Raw genomic sequence first — 15,315 nt, 5'->3', positions numbered from 1 at the left:
TGGAGGATTTTATCCAACGTTCGTTAGCCTATCGGGCTATATAACCGGCGCGTGCTAGTCAACAGACAGCGTTCCGGTGGGGTTTAGTGCCTCGATGACAGAATTAGCCTTTCACGCTTAAGCGTGGCAATTTGGCAACAACCAAATTTGCGGCATTATCGCGTTAACCGTTTGTTTTAAATGTCATTTTAAGGTTTATTTATGAGTCTCAAGTATCAGCTTAAAGGCGTGATGATGCACAACAAAGACGGCTCTTTTGAGACTCAAAAAAGTCGCGGGCAGACTCTTTTACTGAGTGCTCAACAGCTTAAAGATGGTGGTTATAATCGTTTAGAAAAGCCGCAGCAACTTAAACAAAAACACATCAATTATCTTGTTGGTCGTTGGCAGTCCGAAGGACTTGCAACGAGCACGATTAAGAATCGCGTTTCGCATTTACGTTGGTTAGCTCAAAAGATAGAGAAACCAACGATTGTCCTCACAAATGAGCAGCTAAATATCGAGAAGCGCGTATTTGTAACGCAGGAGAACAAGAGCAATGAAATTGGACGGACGGGAGCAGAATATTGCAGATGAACACATTCGTGATGCACTTCGACTTCAAGAGCAGTTTGGATTAAGACGTGAAGAGGCATTGAAGTTTAAGCCTGAATTAGCAGCGCGTGATGATAATTACGTAACACTCCAGTCGAGCTGGTGTAAAGGTGGCCGAGAACGCAGTATTCCAATTCTGAAAGATTCGCAACGTGAACTACTCGCTGAATTGAATGCTAAATATCCGACAGGCTCATTAATACATAAGCACATGTCGTACAAAGAGATGCGCGATAAGTACGACAATGCTGTAAAAAGTGTCGGTTTAGGAAAGTGTCACGGTCTACGCCATGCTTACGCTCAAGCTCGTTATGAAGAGTTATCAAGTCGTGAATGTAGCGTCAAAGGCGGTTTGACTCGCGCAGAGCTGACAAAAGAGCAACGCGAAGAAGATTTTGTTGTTCGACTGAAAGTTTCAGAAGAATTAGGGCACAGTCGTGTTGATGTTGTCGCTCAATATATTGGGAGTTAAGAATGCAATTAACCGGAAAGAAATGTCAGTTTAGAGGTCATCGATATGTTTTCCATGAGTATCAAACTATAGGAAGAAAGATTTACGCGATTCTTGAAGATCCTAAGGGAAATATTGATGTATTTCCTATTTTTGATGCGGACGGTAGTTCACAATTCAGTCTACGATTTGATACTAACGATGATGGGTAAATTAACTCGTTTCATCGAATGGCTGTATTCAGATGAAGAATCGAGTAAGACTAGAAATGATACAGCTAAAAACAAACCAGGTTCTGATGAGCTACCTCAAAGCATTAAAGATGCAATTCGCGTCTTAAAACGCTCTGGTTTGGCCTTGCCGTTTGAAGTCTGGGAAGAGTTTGTTGTTGATGTCGTTCGTGATTTTTATAAAAAACATCCAGAAAAGACGGGCGCACTATTGATGACTGCAACATATGCAGTACGTATTCGACGTAACTTTCTATTGCCTCCAGCGTGTGAACCAGAAGACCGAGTTCACCGCGAAATCGTTTGGGTTTATGGTGTGTTTGTTACTCTCGTTCTGCACTATGCTGGTTTGTCATTTTTACAATTGAGTCAGTTATTTAGTGAAGAACCACAGAAAGCTATTACAGCAGATAAAGACTTATGCTCGATAATTGATGAAACGCTAAAAAATCTTAATAGTGATAATGTTTTCGCTGATATCGTTAGACAAGCGTTAGCAGCTCAAGCAGCTAACGTTGAGGGTGCTACAAAAGAAGAAATTAACGCAGCAGCCGAAGCTGCTAGATTTCAAGCGCAAGATTGTGCACATGATGAAGTAATTAACGCTGCTAAAGCTCCTGTGAGCGATTCTAAGGCTGAGTTTTATCTCGATGGTGAATTAGGTGTTGAAGATAACAAAGGCACTTACGAGGCCGCGAGAGCGTTCTTAGAGTGGTCTTTATTGCCTGTTAGTGAAAGCATTCAAGTGTTTGAAGACGGTTCAACGTTCTATGCGTTGCCAGCATTCGCTGAATTTGCAGAAGTAACACAGACAGATAAAGCAACATTGATTGCTGAATTTGAAGCTCTAACTGGACTAGAACCGGTGCGCGCAAAGTTAAAAAATGGGAATAGACACAAGGGTTATCATAAGTGTTAAAATACAATTGATAACAGGAGAAAATTAATATGTATGCTATCAGCTTTGATTTAAGTGTCGCTGCTTTAGAAGATAATTACACGGGTAATAATTACCAGAATGCTTACGGAGATATAAAAAAATTCCTAGGCAATCATGGCTTTACTAGACAGCAAGGCAGTGTCTATTTTGGTGACGACACTGTGGATGCAGTAAAGACAGTTATGGCTGTCAATGGCATGAGTCGCAATTTTCCATGGCTTAAAGATTGCGTTTCAGATATTAGAATGCTGCGTATTGAAGAGAACAATGACTTATCCCCTGCGCTATAAAAAGTACGTCAAATAAAAAAGGAGCTTAAAGCTCCTTTTTTATTATCCTGCGTCTTCAATCGCAAATTATCGCGAGGCACATAAGCAGCCATATAGAAAATATAAAAACAATACGAATAGCCATATCTTGATTTAAAATATTCAAATCAATTTCTAGTATCGGCTTTTCTAATTGTCGTCTTGTAAATTCTCTAATTATTCTAAGTGATACGTCTTTTAAATCGTGCTCTTTGGGCTTTCGCTCTGTAGCCGTTTGTCTATCCAGAAGCGCACAGACGCATCGAGAAAGAACTTTATTCATTAAAGCTCTCCAACAATCTCACGTAACAGCAGAGGCACTGTAATTTGATGGTCGATAGAAAGTTCGACCAACATATCTGCCGTTAGCTGGTCTACATTTCGGCTCAAGCTGGCTAAATATTTGAGCAATGAACGCGGGATCGGTTTGCTAGGAAAAGATTTCTTATAACACTTACAAGCGTGTTGATACGTTCTTAATATTCGCGTTGGTAACGCATAGAAATACTGCACATTATTTAACGTTGCTCCATGAGTGAATAATTCCCTAATTGACGGTGGAACATCTTCAAACAAGACGTCACGTGTTACTATTTTTTGTTGTAATCGGTCTGTAAGGTCATTTAGTAGCTTGTGATAATCAGTGAAATTATATTGCTCGATATTCCTGCCGAACTGCTCAACAAAAAACCTACTGTCGCAATTATGAATTGCGCTATCTAGCAGCGCACGGGCGCATAGTGTAGAGTGATCCATAGCTCACCTTTGTCCATTTAAAGCGTTTGAGTTAGTTCTGATTTGATGTTCCCGCATCAAATCAGAACGCCATATTTAACGGTTCATTTTGTGTGTTTTAAGCGAGCAAACAAAACTAAACCGAATAGAGATAAGAAGCCTAGAGAGCCACCACTACCGCCAGAGCTTGGTGTTGTCGGAGGTGGAACTGGAGTGGGTGTTACAGGGTTAATATCAATCACTTCGTCATTGCTCAAGTGAAGCTGCCCCGAGCCTGTAACTTCTAGCTCATAAGTACACGTATCAAACGCATTGATAACTGCTTGAGTTTGACAAGTACCGCCAAGGATTTGTACATCGCCTGTCGCATGAGCATTCTCAGTCACGCCATTTTGGTGTAATGACTGAATTTTAACAGTCTGAGTGCCCGTGCCTTTGAGCACGGTTGGGTAATGCCAACCGTTCACCGTCTCAAGAATAAAGTCTTTTGAGTAGAATAGATCTGTGATTGAGTCACCACCGAAATGTACACCAATAACTTCGTCACTTGAATTAAACCACGCGCTACCGCTGTCACCGCCTTGAGTGAGAGATGTGCCAAGAGCGTGCTCGTGAAATAAGCGGTTTAATGCTTCATCACTGGGCCTGCTTATTGTCGAGTCGCCACGCTTCAATTCAGTAAAGCTAGCAGCAAAACCGAAGATATGAACCGCATCGCCTACGCTAGCCGTAGCCTGATTCAAGTCAGCGAAAAAATGGATGTTTTGTGTTGATTGTATGTCAATGTTGAGTATAGAAACGTCGTAATTAATTCCCACGCCTGTATTGAGTGGGTTATTTACTTTTGAATTCACGTCTATATATTCATCTCGATGCGTGAAAACTTGAGTTTCAAACGCACTACAATGCGCAGCGGTTAGAATTTGATTACCGCCTACGATTAAGCCGGTGCAGTTACCGGTGACATAATCATCAAAATCATTTTGCCAATCAACAACTGTTCCGTTCGTGATCGCAAAAGAAGAGTTTGATAGTGCGCTCAACCCCAGCGCAAATAGTGCTTTTTTCATTCTGACGTTCCTTTTTGTGTTGTCATGCTTGTGCGCGGAGCTATTGTACTTCCCAGCAGGTCGCTTTAGCTGAAACAGCGCATCCGCCACAACTAGCTCGTCCTGAAGTTAATTTCCAGTACCCACTGGATTGATAGACTTTTGCATCTGTGCCTTTTAGACCTCTGCCGTAATAGCCGCTAACTCCGCTTAAAGAGCACACCCAGCCATTAACTGGCTTTAGAGTTTTTGTGATGATAGATGTAGTTTCAGCCCCAGTAGAAAACTCAACAACTTTAACTGAATTACTTGGATTTTCTGGAACTTCTAAACCTGTGTACAAATCTTTCTCATATTCAGCGCGGTTTTTCTTAACGCTGTCCCAATACTCCGCCTCACTAGCGTAACCATCTTCCAGTGTAACTTTCGCCAACGCTGAGTAACTAAGTGCGCAGCTGACCGCAGCGATGATAACCATCATTTCTTTCATTTCTTTTTCCTTTTTTTAAAAACACTGAACTAAAGCAGTGGCTTTACCAAAGTGTGTGATTTCAAAGCTTTTTGTGTTCTTGTTTTTCGCTGTAGTATCGATTGCAACTGTCCAATAATTGTCATTTTGACTTTTGATGTAAGCTTTAAATTCTGAAAGCTCAGCATGCTCAGTTGATAGTTTAATTTCTCCAATGCTCAATATTAAATTAGGCGACAAACCTTCACTGCACGCAGGCTTTCTTACCGTCTCACCGTGTGATACGCCTTCAATTGTCACTAAGCGTTTTGATACAGATATCTGACTGCCATCAGAGGCTGCAATTAAGTAGTCTTTCGCATTGGTAATACCGTGTTCACCGCCAATATCCCAATCCTCTGTCAATGTGACACTTCCATCGCGCATGACAATGTTTTCGTACATCAGTGCTAACGTCGCTTGACGCAAGGTAATATGGATATCATGACCCGATCGTTTTGCTCCTGGAATGTCAATCAACACATTTGAGTAACGTGTCCACTCTTTCGGATCGGAAGCCAGTTCAGAAAGAGGAATGCGAATGACTAAATGCTCGTTAAATGCCGGTATGTGCGTAAGGTCGGTGTAAAAGTAAGTACTCAGACGCGACGGACTCCACGGCACGTAATCTGGCAACTTACATTCACCATTGAGTTCTTGGTCAATCGTGCAACTGCCCCAGTATTGTTCGGGGTAGTCGTTCATGAGGTTATCCAGCGTTGCTGGCCAACTCGCTTTACTGGTCGAATCGACATCTTCTTCGGTGATTTTGTAGTACTGATATTGATGAATGCGTTCTATCAGTCCTCTTATGTGCTCACCGTAAGCTTTCGCTTTCTTGTCAGTTTGGTAGTCGTTATAAAATGGTAAGGCTGCTATAAAAACAATCAGACTGAGTACGAGCGTAAGAATGAACTCGACCAACCCCACCCCTCGCTGCTTAAAGACACTATTCATCAGCGCACCCTTTATCAGTGCATGATGAGGGATATATGTAGAGACTCGAATAATCATCGTGTGACAGATCTTTATAATTCAGACCAATGCTCACACCGAAGAGAATGCCAGACGTCCACACAAGTAAAATACGAAGTGCTTCTTTAGTTTTTAATGTATGCTTTTTATCAACCATGATTGAACTCTAATTTTTGTGTGTTGTGGTAGCTGGTTGTTCGGGTTGCCCCCCGTTCAATCAGCGATTGTTATTTATTGATAATGGTCGTGCTCATTTCACGCCCTGACATCGAGTATTTTATTTTCAATTCGATATAAGAATCTCTAAGTTCTTGTATATCTGCCCAGTCACCCTTTGCGAATACATGCGGATTAGTAATGTAAACTCCTGTGTCTTTTCTAAACAAAATGTCGTTTTTAACTAACTTTGCCATAGAGTTAGAAATAACCTGCTCTGGCTTAGCTCCACCAAGAGCTAACTTTTTAGCTATATCTCTTTTAACAGCAGCATTAATTACTATCTCGCCCTGATAATTCATTCTTTTCACCAACTCGAAAAGAATTCTTGATTCACCTTTCGGCAAGCCGTAAAGGCGAATCACATCATCTATGTACAATTTTATGTAGGGTGGCTCTTTTGATGTTCTAACTACTGTTTTCACGCTCTCAGACGATACTTCTCCAGTGGTGAAATCAGTGAGTAACTCTTTTGTTTCAAATACAGTCTTCTTCAAAAAATAACCTCTCAACACAATAATCGTTAACACACATCCTATTAATCTTTTCAGCTTGAGTCAATAACATAAATCGTATTAATCCCAAAAAAAACAAACCAAAAAAACAGTTAACGGTTATAACTCCCTCAGTTAACGGTTATAACTCCCTCAGTTAACGGTTATAACTCCCTCAGTTAACGGTTATAACTCCCTCAGTTAACGGTTATAACTCCCTCAGTTAACGTCATTTCCTATAACCCTATCAATATCAACAACTTACATGAATCCCGCTCTTTCTTCTCTTATATTAGCGATAAAATAACAAGACATTTGCAATAAAACCAAAACTAACATTATCTGTATATATATACAGTAGTTTTGGCTGACGGGCAACGCTTGGGCGTTGCTGTGTCTGACACTCAAAGTCATAAATTTGTGGACAATTTCCGCTAGCGGAAAACGCTCCGCTTTGACACACAGATTTAAGCCTCTAAGTGTCTTGATTGATCAATCAAGGTTGGCTTGTGGTCAACTTTGATTCGAGCCTTAGCGAGATTCAATAGTTGTCCAGCATGGCAAGCCGGCAAGCGAAGCGCGTCAGAACTGAACTAACAACATGCGAAAAAGTTAAATGTACTCTCTGTCACTGTACGCAGTGACAGAGAGTACAAAAGTACGTATTTATTAGGTTTGATAGCTATTTTTAAAAGTGACAGAGCAGTGATTGACTCAAAAGTGGTCGTTTGTTAGCCTACAGACTTTCCTGTTTTATTACTTTTCTCAAAAGTATTAAATCTATCGCTCTTGAAGTTAGATGAAACTCACCACGAGATGAGTTTTTAGAGAACTGTCAAATTGGTTGCGTAGCAATTAACTAGATGGGATTTGCAGATTCTGAGTATTTAGAATCTGTATTAGTTGGACTTTTCAACTTGCGATTATGTGTACTGCGTATGCTCTACATGTGTAAATCAATAGACGATTATTTCAACATCAAACGCTTCGGTTTTGACTTCTGCAGAAAGCTAACTTTGATTGAAGAAACTAGATGATTGAGTATTCAAAATTTTAGTTTTATTTAAAATCAATAGATTAGACTGGAAGTTGTTAGCAAGTACCAGGGCAAAAGCCCCTTTCTTTAAATCAAATTAAGGGGGGGGAAAGTCCCCCTTGCACATACTGTACTGGAGGATTTTATCCAACGTTCGTTAGCCTATCGGGCTATATAACCGGCGCGTGCTAGTCAACAGACAGCGTTCCGGTGGGGTTTAGTGCCTCGATGACAGAATTAGCCTTTCACGCTTAAGCGTGGCAATTTGGCAACAACCAAATTTGCGGCATTATCGCGTTAACCGTTTGTTTTAAATGTCATTTTAAGGTTTATTTATGAGTCTCAAGTATCAGCTTAAAGGCGTGATGATGCACAACAAAGACGGCTCTTTTGAGACTCAAAAAAGTCGCGGGCAGACTCTTTTACTGAGTGCTCAACAGCTTAAAGATGGTGGTTATAATCGTTTAGAAAAGCCGCAGCAACTTAAACAAAAACACATCAATTATCTTGTTGGTCGTTGGCAGTCCGAAGGACTTGCAACGAGCACGATTAAGAATCGCGTTTCGCATTTACGTTGGTTAGCTCAAAAGATAGAGAAACCAACGATTGTCCTCACAAATGAGCAGCTAAATATCGAGAAGCGCGTATTTGTAACGCAGGAGAACAAAGCAATGAAATTGGACGGACGGGAGCAGAATATTGCAGATGAACACATTCGTGATGCACTTCGACTTCAAGAGCAGTTTGGATTAAGACGTGAAGAGGCATTGAAGTTTAAGCCTGAATTAGCAGCGCGTGATGATAATTACGTAACACTCCAGTCGAGCTGGTGTAAAGGTGGCCGAGAACGCAGTATTCCAATTCTGAAAGATTCGCAACGTGAACTACTCGCTGAATTGAATGCTAAATATCCGACAGGCTCATTAATACATAAGCACATGTCGTACAAAGAGATGCGCGATAAGTACGACAATGCTGTAAAAAGTGTCGGTTTAGGAAAGTGTCACGGTCTACGCCATGCTTACGCTCAAGCTCGTTATGAAGAGTTATCAAGTCGTGAATGTAGCGTCAAAGGCGGTTTGACTCGCGCAGAGCTGACAAAAGAGCAACGCGAAGAAGATTTTGTTGTTCGACTGAAAGTTTCAGAAGAATTAGGGCACAGTCGTGTTGATGTTGTCGCTCAATATATTGGGAGTTAAGAATGCAATTAACCGGAAAGAAATGTCAGTTTAGAGGTCATCGATATGTTTTCCATGAGTATCAAACTATAGGAAGAAAGATTTACGCGATTCTTGAAGATCCTAAGGGAAATATTGATGTATTTCCTATTTTTGATGCGGACGGTAGTTCACAATTCAGTCTACGATTTGATACTAACGATGATGGGTAAATTAACTCGTTTCATCGAATGGCTGTATTCAGATGAAGAATCGAGTAAGACTAGAAATGATACAGCTAAAAACAAACCAGGTTCTGATGAGCTACCTCAAAGCATTAAAGATGCAATTCGCGTCTTAAAACGCTCTGGTTTGGCCTTGCCGTTTGAAGTCTGGGAAGAGTTTGTTGTTGATGTCGTTCGTGATTTTTATAAAAAACATCCAGAAAAGACGGGCGCACTATTGATGACTGCAACATATGCAGTACGTATTCGACGTAACTTTCTATTGCCTCCAGCGTGTGAACCAGAAGACCGAGTTCACCGCGAAATCGTTTGGGTTTATGGTGTGTTTGTTACTCTCGTTCTGCACTATGCTGGTTTGTCATTTTTACAATTGAGTCAGTTATTTAGTGAAGAACCACAGAAAGCTATTACAGCAGATAAAGACTTATGCTCGATAATTGATGAAACGCTAAAAAATCTTAATAGTGATAATGTTTTCGCTGATATCGTTAGACAAGCGTTAGCAGCTCAAGCAGCTAACGTTGAGGGTGCTACAAAAGAAGAAATTAACGCAGCAGCCGAAGCTGCTAGATTTCAAGCGCAAGATTGTGCACATGATGAAGTAATTAACGCTGCTAAAGCTCCTGTGAGCGATTCTAAGGCTGAGTTTTATCTCGATGGTGAATTAGGTGTTGAAGATAACAAAGGCACTTACGAGGCCGCGAGAGCGTTCTTAGAGTGGTCTTTATTGCCTGTTAGTGAAAGCATTCAAGTGTTTGAAGACGGTTCAACGTTCTATGCGTTGCCAGCATTCGCTGAATTTGCAGAAGTAACACAGACAGATAAAGCAACATTGATTGCTGAATTTGAAGCTCTAACTGGACTAGAACCGGTGCGCGCAAAGTTAAAAAATGGGAATAGACACAAGGGTTATCATAAGTGTTAAAATACAATTGATAACAGGAGAAAATTAATATGTATGCTATCAGCTTTGATTTAAGTGTCGCTGCTTTAGAAGATAATTACACGGGTAATAATTACCAGAATGCTTACGGAGATATAAAAAAATTCCTAGGCAATCATGGCTTTACTAGACAGCAAGGCAGTGTCTATTTTGGTGACGACACTGTGGATGCAGTAAAGACAGTTATGGCTGTCAATGGCATGAGTCGCAATTTTCCATGGCTTAAAGATTGCGTTTCAGATATTAGAATGCTGCGTATTGAAGAGAACAATGACTTATCCCCTGCGCTATAAAAAGTACGTCAAATAAAAAAGGAGCTTAAAGCTCCTTTTTTATTATCCTGCGTCTTCGATCGCAAATTATCGCGAGGCACATAAGCAGCCATATAGAAAATATAAAAACAATACGAATAGCCATATCTTGATTTAAAATATTCAAATCAATTTCTAGTATCGGCTTTTCTAATTGTCGTCTTGTAAATTCTCTAATTATTCTAAGTGATACGTCTTTTAAATCGTGCTCTTTGGGCTTTCGCTCTGTAGCCGTTTGTCTATCCAGAAGCGCACAGACGCATCGAGAAAGAACTTTATTCATTAAAGCTCTCCAACAATCTCACGTAACAGCAGAGGCACTGTAATTTGATGGTCGATAGAAAGTTCGACCAACATATCTGCCGTTAGCTGGTCTACATTTCGGCTCAAGCTGGCTAAATATTTGAGCAATGAACGCGGGATCGGTTTGCTAGGAAAAGATTTCTTATAACACTTACAAGCGTGTTGATACGTTCTTAATATTCGCGTTGGTAACGCATAGAAATACTGCACATTATTTAACGTTGCTCCATGAGTGAATAATTCCCTAATTGACGGTGGAACATCTTCAAACAAGACGTCACGTGTTACTATTTTTTGTTGTAATCGGTCTGTAAGGTCATTTAGTAGCTTGTGATAATCAGTGAAATTATATTGCTCGATATTCCTGCCGAACTGCTCAACAAAAAACCTACTGTCGCAATTATGAATTGCGCTATCTAGCAGCGCACGGGCGCATAGTGTAGAGTGATCCATAGCTCACCTTTGTCCATTTAAAGCGTTTGAGTTAGTTCTGATTTGATGTTCCCGCATCAAATCAGAACGCCATATTTAACGGTTCATTTTGTGTGTTTTAAGCGAGCAAACAAAACTAAACCGAATAGAGATAAGAAGCCTAGAGAGCCACCACTACCGCCAGAGCTTGGTGTTGTCGGAGGTGGAACTGGAGTGGGTGTTACAGGGTTAATATCAATCACTTCGTCATTGCTCAAGTGAAGCTGCCCCGAGCCTGTAACTTCTAGCTCATAAGTACACGTATCAAACGCATTGATAACTGCTTGAGTTTGACAAGTACCGCCAAGGATTTGTACATCGCCTGTCGCATGAGCATTCTCAGTCACGCCATTTTGGTGTAATGACTGAATTTTAACAGTCTGAGTGCCCGTGCCTTTGAGCACGGTTGGGTAATGCCAACCGTTCACCGTCTCAAGAATAAAGTCTTTTGAGTAGAATAGATCTGTGATTGAGTCACCACCGAAATGTACACCAATAACTTCGTCACTTGAATTAAACCACGCGCTACCGCTGTCACCGCCTTGAGTGAGAGATGTGCCAAGAGCGTGCTCGTGAAATAAGCGGTTTAATGCTTCATCACTGGGCCTGCTTATTGTCGAGTCGCCACGCTTCAATTCAGTAAAGCTAGCAGCAAAACCGAAGATATGAACCGCATCGCCTACGCTAGCCGTAGCCTGATTCAAGTCAGCGAAAAAATGGATGTTTTGTGTTGATTGTATGTCAATGTTGAGTATAGAAACGTCGTAATTAATTCCCACGCCTGTATTGAGTGGGTTATTTACTTTTGAATTCACGTCTATATATTCATCTCGATGCGTGAAAACTTGAGTTTCAAACGCACTACAATGCGCAGCGGTTAGAATTTGATTACCGCCTACGATTAAGCCGGTGCAGTTACCGGTGACATAATCATCAAAATCATTTTGCCAATCAACAACTGTTCCGTTCGTGATCGCAAAAGAAGAGTTTGATAGTGCGCTCAACCCCAGCGCAAATAGTGCTTTTTTCATTCTGACGTTCCTTTTTGTGTTGTCATGCTTGTGCGCGGAGCTATTGTACTTCCCAGCAGGTCGCTTTAGCTGAAACAGCGCATCCGCCACAACTAGCTCGTCCTGAAGTTAATTTCCAGTACCCACTGGATTGATAGACTTTTGCATCTGTGCCTTTTAGACCTCTGCCGTAATAGCCGCTAACTCCGCTTAAAGAGCACACCCAGCCATTAACTGGCTTTAGAGTTTTTGTGATGATAGATGTAGTTTCAGCCCCAGTAGAAAACTCAACAACTTTAACTGAATTACTTGGATTTTCTGGAACTTCTAAACCTGTGTACAAATCTTTCTCATATTCAGCGCGGTTTTTCTTAACGCTGTCCCAATACTCCGCCTCACTAGCGTAACCATCTTCCAGTGTAACTTTCGCCAACGCTGAGTAACTAAGTGCGCAGCTGACCGCAGCGATGATAACCATCATTTCTTTCATTTCTTTTTCCTTTTTTTAAAAACACTGAACTAAAGCAGTGGCTTTACCAAAGTGTGTGATTTCAAAGCTTTTTGTGTTCTTGTTTTTCGCTGTAGTATCGATTGCAACTGTCCAATAATTGTCATTTTGACTTTTGATGTAAGCTTTAAATTCTGAAAGCTCAGCATGCTCAGTTGATAGTTTAATTTCTCCAATGCTCAATATTAAATTAGGCGACAAACCTTCACTGCACGCAGGCTTTCTTACCGTCTCACCGTGTGATACGCCTTCAATTGTCACTAAGCGTTTTGATACAGATATCTGACTGCCATCAGAGGCTGCAATTAAGTAGTCTTTCGCATTGGTAATACCGTGTTCACCGCCAATATCCCAATCCTCTGTCAATGTGACACTTCCATCGCGCATGACAATGTTTTCGTACATCAGTGCTAACGTCGCTTGACGCAAGGTAATATGGATATCATGACCCGATCGTTTTGCTCCTGGAATGTCAATCAACACATTTGAGTAACGTGTCCACTCTTTCGGATCGGAAGCCAGTTCAGAAAGAGGAATGCGAATGACTAAATGCTCGTTAAATGCCGGTATGTGCGTAAGGTCGGTGTAAAAGTAAGTACTCAGACGCGACGGACTCCACGGCACGTAATCTGGCAACTTACATTCACCATTGAGTTCTTGGTCAATCGTGCAACTGCCCCAGTATTGTTCGGGGTAGTCGTTCATGAGGTTATCCAGCGTTGCTGGCCAACTCGCTTTACTGGTCGAATCGACATCTTCTTCGGTGATTTTGTAGTACTGATATTGATGAATGCGTTCTATCAGTCCTCTTATGTGCTCACCGTAAGCTTTCGCTTTCTTGTCAGTTTGGTAGTCGTTATAAAATGGTAAGGCTGCTATAAAAACAATCAGACTGAGTACGAGCGTAAGAATGAACTCGACCAACCCCACCCCTCGCTGCTTAAAGACACTATTCATCAGCGCACCCTTTATCAGTGCATGATGAGGGATATATGTAGAGACTCGAATAATCATCGTGTGACAGATCTTTATAATTCAGACCAATGCTCACACCGAAGAGAATGCCAGACGTCCACACAAGTAAAATACGAAGTGCTTCTTTAGTTTTTAATGTATGCTTTTTATCAACCATGATTGAACTCTAATTTTTGTGTGTTGTGGTAGCTGGTTGTTCGGGTTGCCCCCCGTTCAATCAGCGATTGTTATTTATTGATAATGGTCGTGCTCATTTCACGCCCTGACATCGAGTATTTTATTTTCAATTCGATATAAGAATCTCTAAGTTCTTGTATATCTGCCCAGTCACCCTTTGCGAATACATGCGGATTAGTAATGTAAACTCCTGTGTCTTTTCTAAACAAAATGTCGTTTTTAACTAACTTTGCCATAGAGTTAGAAATAACCTGCTCTGGCTTAGCTCCACCAAGAGCTAACTTTTTAGCTATATCTCTTTTAACAGCAGCATTAATTACTATCTCGCCCTGATAATTCATTCTTTTCACCAACTCGAAAAGAATTCTTGATTCACCTTTCGGCAAGCCGTAAAGGCGAATCACATCATCTATGTACAATTTTATGTAGGGTGGCTCTTTTGATGTTCTAACTACTGTTTTCACGCTCTCAGACGATACTTCTCCAGTGGTGAAATCAGTGAGTAACTCTTTTGTTTCAAATACAGTCTTCTTCAAAAAATAACCTCTCAACACAATAATCGTTAACACACATCCTATTAATCTTTTCAGCTTGAGTCAATAACATAAATCGTATTAATCCCAAAAAAAACAAACCAAAAAAACAGTTAACGGTTATAACTCCCTCAGTTAACGGTTATAACTCCCTCAGTTAACGGTTATAACTCCCTCAGTTAACGGTTATAACTCCCTCAGTTAACGGTTATAACTCCCTCAGTTAACGTCATTTCCTATAACCCTATCAATATCAACAACTTACATGAATCCCGCTCTTTCTTCTCTTATATTAGCGATAAAATAACAAGACATTTGCAATAAAACCAAAACTAACATTATCTGTATATATATACAGTAGTTTTGGCTGACGGGCAACGCTTGGGCGTTGCTGTGTCTGACACTCAAAGTCATAAATTTGTGGACAATTTCCGCTAGCGGAAAACGCTCCGCTTTGACACACAGATTTAAGCCTCTAAGTGTCTTGATTGATCAATCAAGGTTGGCTTGTGGTCAACTTTGATTCGAGCCTTAGCGAGATTCAATAGTTGTCCAGCATGGCAAGCCGGCAAGCGAAGCGCGTCAGAACTGAACTAACAACATGCGAAAAAGTTAAATGTACTCTCTGTCACTGTACGCAGTGACAGAGAGTACAAAAGTACGTATTTATTAGGTTTGATAGCTATTTTTAAAAGTGACAGAGCAGTGATTGACTCAAAAGTGGTCGTTTGTTAGCCTACAGACTTTCCTGTTTTATTACTTTTCTCAAAAGTATTAAATCTATCGCTCTTGAAGTTAGATGAAACTCACCACGAGATGAGTTTTTAGAGAACTGTCAAATTGGTTGCGTAGCAATTAACTAGATGGGATTTGCAGATTCTGAGTATTTAGAATCTGTATTAGTTGGACTTTTCAACTTGCGATTATGTGTACTGCGTATGCTCTACATGTGTAAATCAATAGACGATTATTTCAACATCAAACGCTTCGGTTTTGACTTCTGCAGAAAGCTAACTTTGATTGAAGAAACTAGATGATTGAGTATTCAAAATTTTAGTTTTATTTAAAATCAATAGATTAGACTGGAAGTTGTTAGCAAGTACCAGGGCAAAAGCCCCTTTCTTTAAATCAAATTAAGGGGGGGAA

At 40.7% G+C, this 15,315-nt stretch carries 19 protein-coding genes; 9 read left to right on the top strand and 10 right to left on the bottom strand.

Annotated features, from left to right (window positions below):
* Positions 1 to 201: 201 nt before the first annotated feature.
* From SJY39_RS01680 to SJY39_RS01660, 5 genes are read left to right on the top strand one after another with little or no spacing between them, the layout of a single operon-like run.
* Positions 202 to 576 (top strand): phage integrase N-terminal domain-containing protein, encoded by a 375-nt coding sequence (locus SJY39_RS01680; protein WP_390241131.1) that lies wholly within the window; start codon positions 202 to 204, stop codon positions 574 to 576.
* Complete coding sequence (locus tag SJY39_RS01675; protein WP_390241128.1) at positions 539 to 1,066, top strand: integrase domain-containing protein; 528 nt, start codon at positions 539 to 541, stop codon at positions 1,064 to 1,066. The genes SJY39_RS01680 and SJY39_RS01675 overlap by 38 nt, the downstream gene beginning before the upstream one ends.
* Before the next feature lie 2 nt (positions 1,067 to 1,068).
* The gene (locus SJY39_RS01670; protein WP_372050029.1) at positions 1,069 to 1,257 is read left to right on the top strand and encodes a hypothetical protein; all 189 of its coding nucleotides are present in this window, start codon (positions 1,069 to 1,071) and stop codon (positions 1,255 to 1,257) included.
* Positions 1,247 to 2,194, top strand: a complete 948-nt coding sequence (locus SJY39_RS01665; RefSeq protein WP_390241125.1) for a hypothetical protein — start codon at positions 1,247 to 1,249, stop codon at positions 2,192 to 2,194. The genes SJY39_RS01670 and SJY39_RS01665 overlap by 11 nt, the downstream gene beginning before the upstream one ends.
* 29 nt (positions 2,195 to 2,223) lie before the next feature.
* Positions 2,224 to 2,505, top strand: coding sequence for a hypothetical protein (locus SJY39_RS01660; RefSeq protein ID WP_372050027.1), 282 nt, complete (start codon positions 2,224 to 2,226; stop codon positions 2,503 to 2,505).
* 300 nt (positions 2,506 to 2,805) lie between these two features.
* Here SJY39_RS01660 and SJY39_RS01655 read toward each other — a convergent pair whose 3' ends face one another.
* From SJY39_RS01655 to SJY39_RS01635, 5 genes are all read right to left on the bottom strand, one after another.
* On the bottom strand, positions 2,806 to 3,279 hold the full coding sequence (locus SJY39_RS01655; protein ID WP_390241122.1) for a hypothetical protein: 474 nt from the start codon (positions 3,277 to 3,279) through the stop codon (positions 2,806 to 2,808).
* Between the two features lie 83 nt (positions 3,280 to 3,362).
* Positions 3,363 to 4,328 carry a serine protease gene (locus SJY39_RS01650; protein WP_372050025.1) on the bottom strand — a complete coding sequence of 322 codons (966 nt, stop codon included), beginning with the start codon at positions 4,326 to 4,328 and terminating at the stop codon, positions 3,363 to 3,365.
* Positions 4,329 to 4,368: 40 nt separating this feature from the next.
* Entirely contained in the window at positions 4,369 to 4,797 is a 429-nt protein-coding gene (locus SJY39_RS01645; protein ID WP_372050024.1) for a hypothetical protein, read from the bottom strand.
* Positions 4,798 to 4,812: 15 nt separating this feature from the next.
* Positions 4,813 to 5,772 carry a hypothetical protein gene (locus SJY39_RS01640; RefSeq protein WP_372050023.1) on the bottom strand — a complete coding sequence of 320 codons (960 nt, stop codon included), beginning with the start codon at positions 5,770 to 5,772 and terminating at the stop codon, positions 4,813 to 4,815.
* Positions 5,773 to 6,017: 245 nt separating this feature from the next.
* On the bottom strand, positions 6,018 to 6,503 hold the full coding sequence (locus tag SJY39_RS01635; protein ID WP_372050022.1) for a replication/maintenance protein RepL: 486 nt from the start codon (positions 6,501 to 6,503) through the stop codon (positions 6,018 to 6,020).
* Between the two features lie 1,368 nt (positions 6,504 to 7,871).
* On the opposite strand from SJY39_RS01635, the gene SJY39_RS01630 reads away from it, so the two are divergent.
* Genes SJY39_RS01630 through SJY39_RS01615 form a run of 4 tightly spaced genes read left to right on the top strand, consistent with a single transcriptional unit; the run spans position 7,872 to position 10,174 of the window.
* The gene (locus tag SJY39_RS01630; RefSeq protein ID WP_372050030.1) at positions 7,872 to 8,735 is read left to right on the top strand and encodes an integrase domain-containing protein; all 864 of its coding nucleotides are present in this window, start codon (positions 7,872 to 7,874) and stop codon (positions 8,733 to 8,735) included.
* Positions 8,736 to 8,737: 2 nt separating this feature from the next.
* Entirely contained in the window at positions 8,738 to 8,926 is a 189-nt protein-coding gene (locus tag SJY39_RS01625; RefSeq protein ID WP_372050029.1) for a hypothetical protein, read from the top strand.
* Positions 8,916 to 9,863, top strand: a complete 948-nt coding sequence (locus SJY39_RS01620; RefSeq protein ID WP_390241125.1) for a hypothetical protein — start codon at positions 8,916 to 8,918, stop codon at positions 9,861 to 9,863. Before SJY39_RS01625 ends, SJY39_RS01620 begins: the two co-directional genes overlap by 11 nt.
* A 29-nt stretch (positions 9,864 to 9,892) precedes the next feature.
* On the top strand, positions 9,893 to 10,174 hold the full coding sequence (locus tag SJY39_RS01615) for a hypothetical protein (protein WP_372050027.1): 282 nt from the start codon (positions 9,893 to 9,895) through the stop codon (positions 10,172 to 10,174).
* 300 nt (positions 10,175 to 10,474) lie between these two features.
* On the opposite strand, the gene SJY39_RS01610 is transcribed toward SJY39_RS01615, so the two are convergent.
* The 5 genes from SJY39_RS01610 to SJY39_RS01590 all read right to left on the bottom strand — a co-directional run bounded on the left by SJY39_RS01610 (position 10,475) and on the right by SJY39_RS01590 (position 14,172).
* Positions 10,475 to 10,948, bottom strand: a complete 474-nt coding sequence (locus SJY39_RS01610) for a hypothetical protein (protein ID WP_390241122.1) — start codon at positions 10,946 to 10,948, stop codon at positions 10,475 to 10,477.
* A gap of 83 nt (positions 10,949 to 11,031) precedes the next feature.
* Positions 11,032 to 11,997, bottom strand: a complete 966-nt coding sequence (locus SJY39_RS01605) for a serine protease (protein WP_372050025.1) — start codon at positions 11,995 to 11,997, stop codon at positions 11,032 to 11,034.
* Positions 11,998 to 12,037: 40 nt separating this feature from the next.
* The gene (locus SJY39_RS01600) at positions 12,038 to 12,466 is read right to left on the bottom strand and encodes a hypothetical protein (protein ID WP_372050024.1); all 429 of its coding nucleotides are present in this window, start codon (positions 12,464 to 12,466) and stop codon (positions 12,038 to 12,040) included.
* Between the two features lie 15 nt (positions 12,467 to 12,481).
* Complete coding sequence (locus SJY39_RS01595; RefSeq protein WP_372050023.1) at positions 12,482 to 13,441, bottom strand: hypothetical protein; 960 nt, start codon at positions 13,439 to 13,441, stop codon at positions 12,482 to 12,484.
* A 245-nt stretch (positions 13,442 to 13,686) separates the two neighbouring features.
* A complete protein-coding gene (locus SJY39_RS01590; protein ID WP_372050022.1) occupies positions 13,687 to 14,172 on the bottom strand; it encodes a replication/maintenance protein RepL in 486 nt (161 codons plus the stop codon).
* Between the last annotated feature and the right edge of the window lie 1,143 nt (positions 14,173 to 15,315).

Source organism: Vibrio sp. R78045 (genome assembly GCF_042466085.1).
Lineage (GTDB): Bacteria > Pseudomonadota > Gammaproteobacteria > Enterobacterales > Vibrionaceae > Vibrio > Vibrio cyclitrophicus.
This window is presented reverse-complemented; position numbering and strand designations above follow the sequence as displayed.

Bases quoted from the DNA above. Each gene is read 5' to 3' on its own strand.
- SJY39_RS01680 (WP_390241131.1), top strand. From the start codon at position 202: ATGAGTCTCAAGTATCAGCTTAAAGGCGTGATGATGCACAACAAAGAC.
- SJY39_RS01675 (WP_390241128.1), top strand. From the start codon at position 539: ATGAAATTGGACGGACGGGAGCAGAATATTGCAGATGAACACATTCGT.
- SJY39_RS01670 (WP_372050029.1), top strand. From the start codon at position 1,069: ATGCAATTAACCGGAAAGAAATGTCAGTTTAGAGGTCATCGATATGTT.
- SJY39_RS01665 (WP_390241125.1), top strand. From the start codon at position 1,247: ATGATGGGTAAATTAACTCGTTTCATCGAATGGCTGTATTCAGATGAA.
- SJY39_RS01660 (WP_372050027.1), top strand. From the start codon at position 2,224: ATGTATGCTATCAGCTTTGATTTAAGTGTCGCTGCTTTAGAAGATAAT.
- SJY39_RS01655 (WP_390241122.1), bottom strand. From the start codon at position 3,279: ATGGATCACTCTACACTATGCGCCCGTGCGCTGCTAGATAGCGCAATT.
- SJY39_RS01650 (WP_372050025.1), bottom strand. From the start codon at position 4,328: ATGAAAAAAGCACTATTTGCGCTGGGGTTGAGCGCACTATCAAACTCT.
- SJY39_RS01645 (WP_372050024.1), bottom strand. From the start codon at position 4,797: ATGAAAGAAATGATGGTTATCATCGCTGCGGTCAGCTGCGCACTTAGT.
- SJY39_RS01640 (WP_372050023.1), bottom strand. From the start codon at position 5,772: ATGAATAGTGTCTTTAAGCAGCGAGGGGTGGGGTTGGTCGAGTTCATT.
- SJY39_RS01630 (WP_372050030.1), top strand. From the start codon at position 7,872: ATGAGTCTCAAGTATCAGCTTAAAGGCGTGATGATGCACAACAAAGAC.
- SJY39_RS01625 (WP_372050029.1), top strand. From the start codon at position 8,738: ATGCAATTAACCGGAAAGAAATGTCAGTTTAGAGGTCATCGATATGTT.
- SJY39_RS01620 (WP_390241125.1), top strand. From the start codon at position 8,916: ATGATGGGTAAATTAACTCGTTTCATCGAATGGCTGTATTCAGATGAA.
- SJY39_RS01615 (WP_372050027.1), top strand. From the start codon at position 9,893: ATGTATGCTATCAGCTTTGATTTAAGTGTCGCTGCTTTAGAAGATAAT.
- SJY39_RS01610 (WP_390241122.1), bottom strand. From the start codon at position 10,948: ATGGATCACTCTACACTATGCGCCCGTGCGCTGCTAGATAGCGCAATT.
- SJY39_RS01605 (WP_372050025.1), bottom strand. From the start codon at position 11,997: ATGAAAAAAGCACTATTTGCGCTGGGGTTGAGCGCACTATCAAACTCT.
- SJY39_RS01600 (WP_372050024.1), bottom strand. From the start codon at position 12,466: ATGAAAGAAATGATGGTTATCATCGCTGCGGTCAGCTGCGCACTTAGT.
- SJY39_RS01595 (WP_372050023.1), bottom strand. From the start codon at position 13,441: ATGAATAGTGTCTTTAAGCAGCGAGGGGTGGGGTTGGTCGAGTTCATT.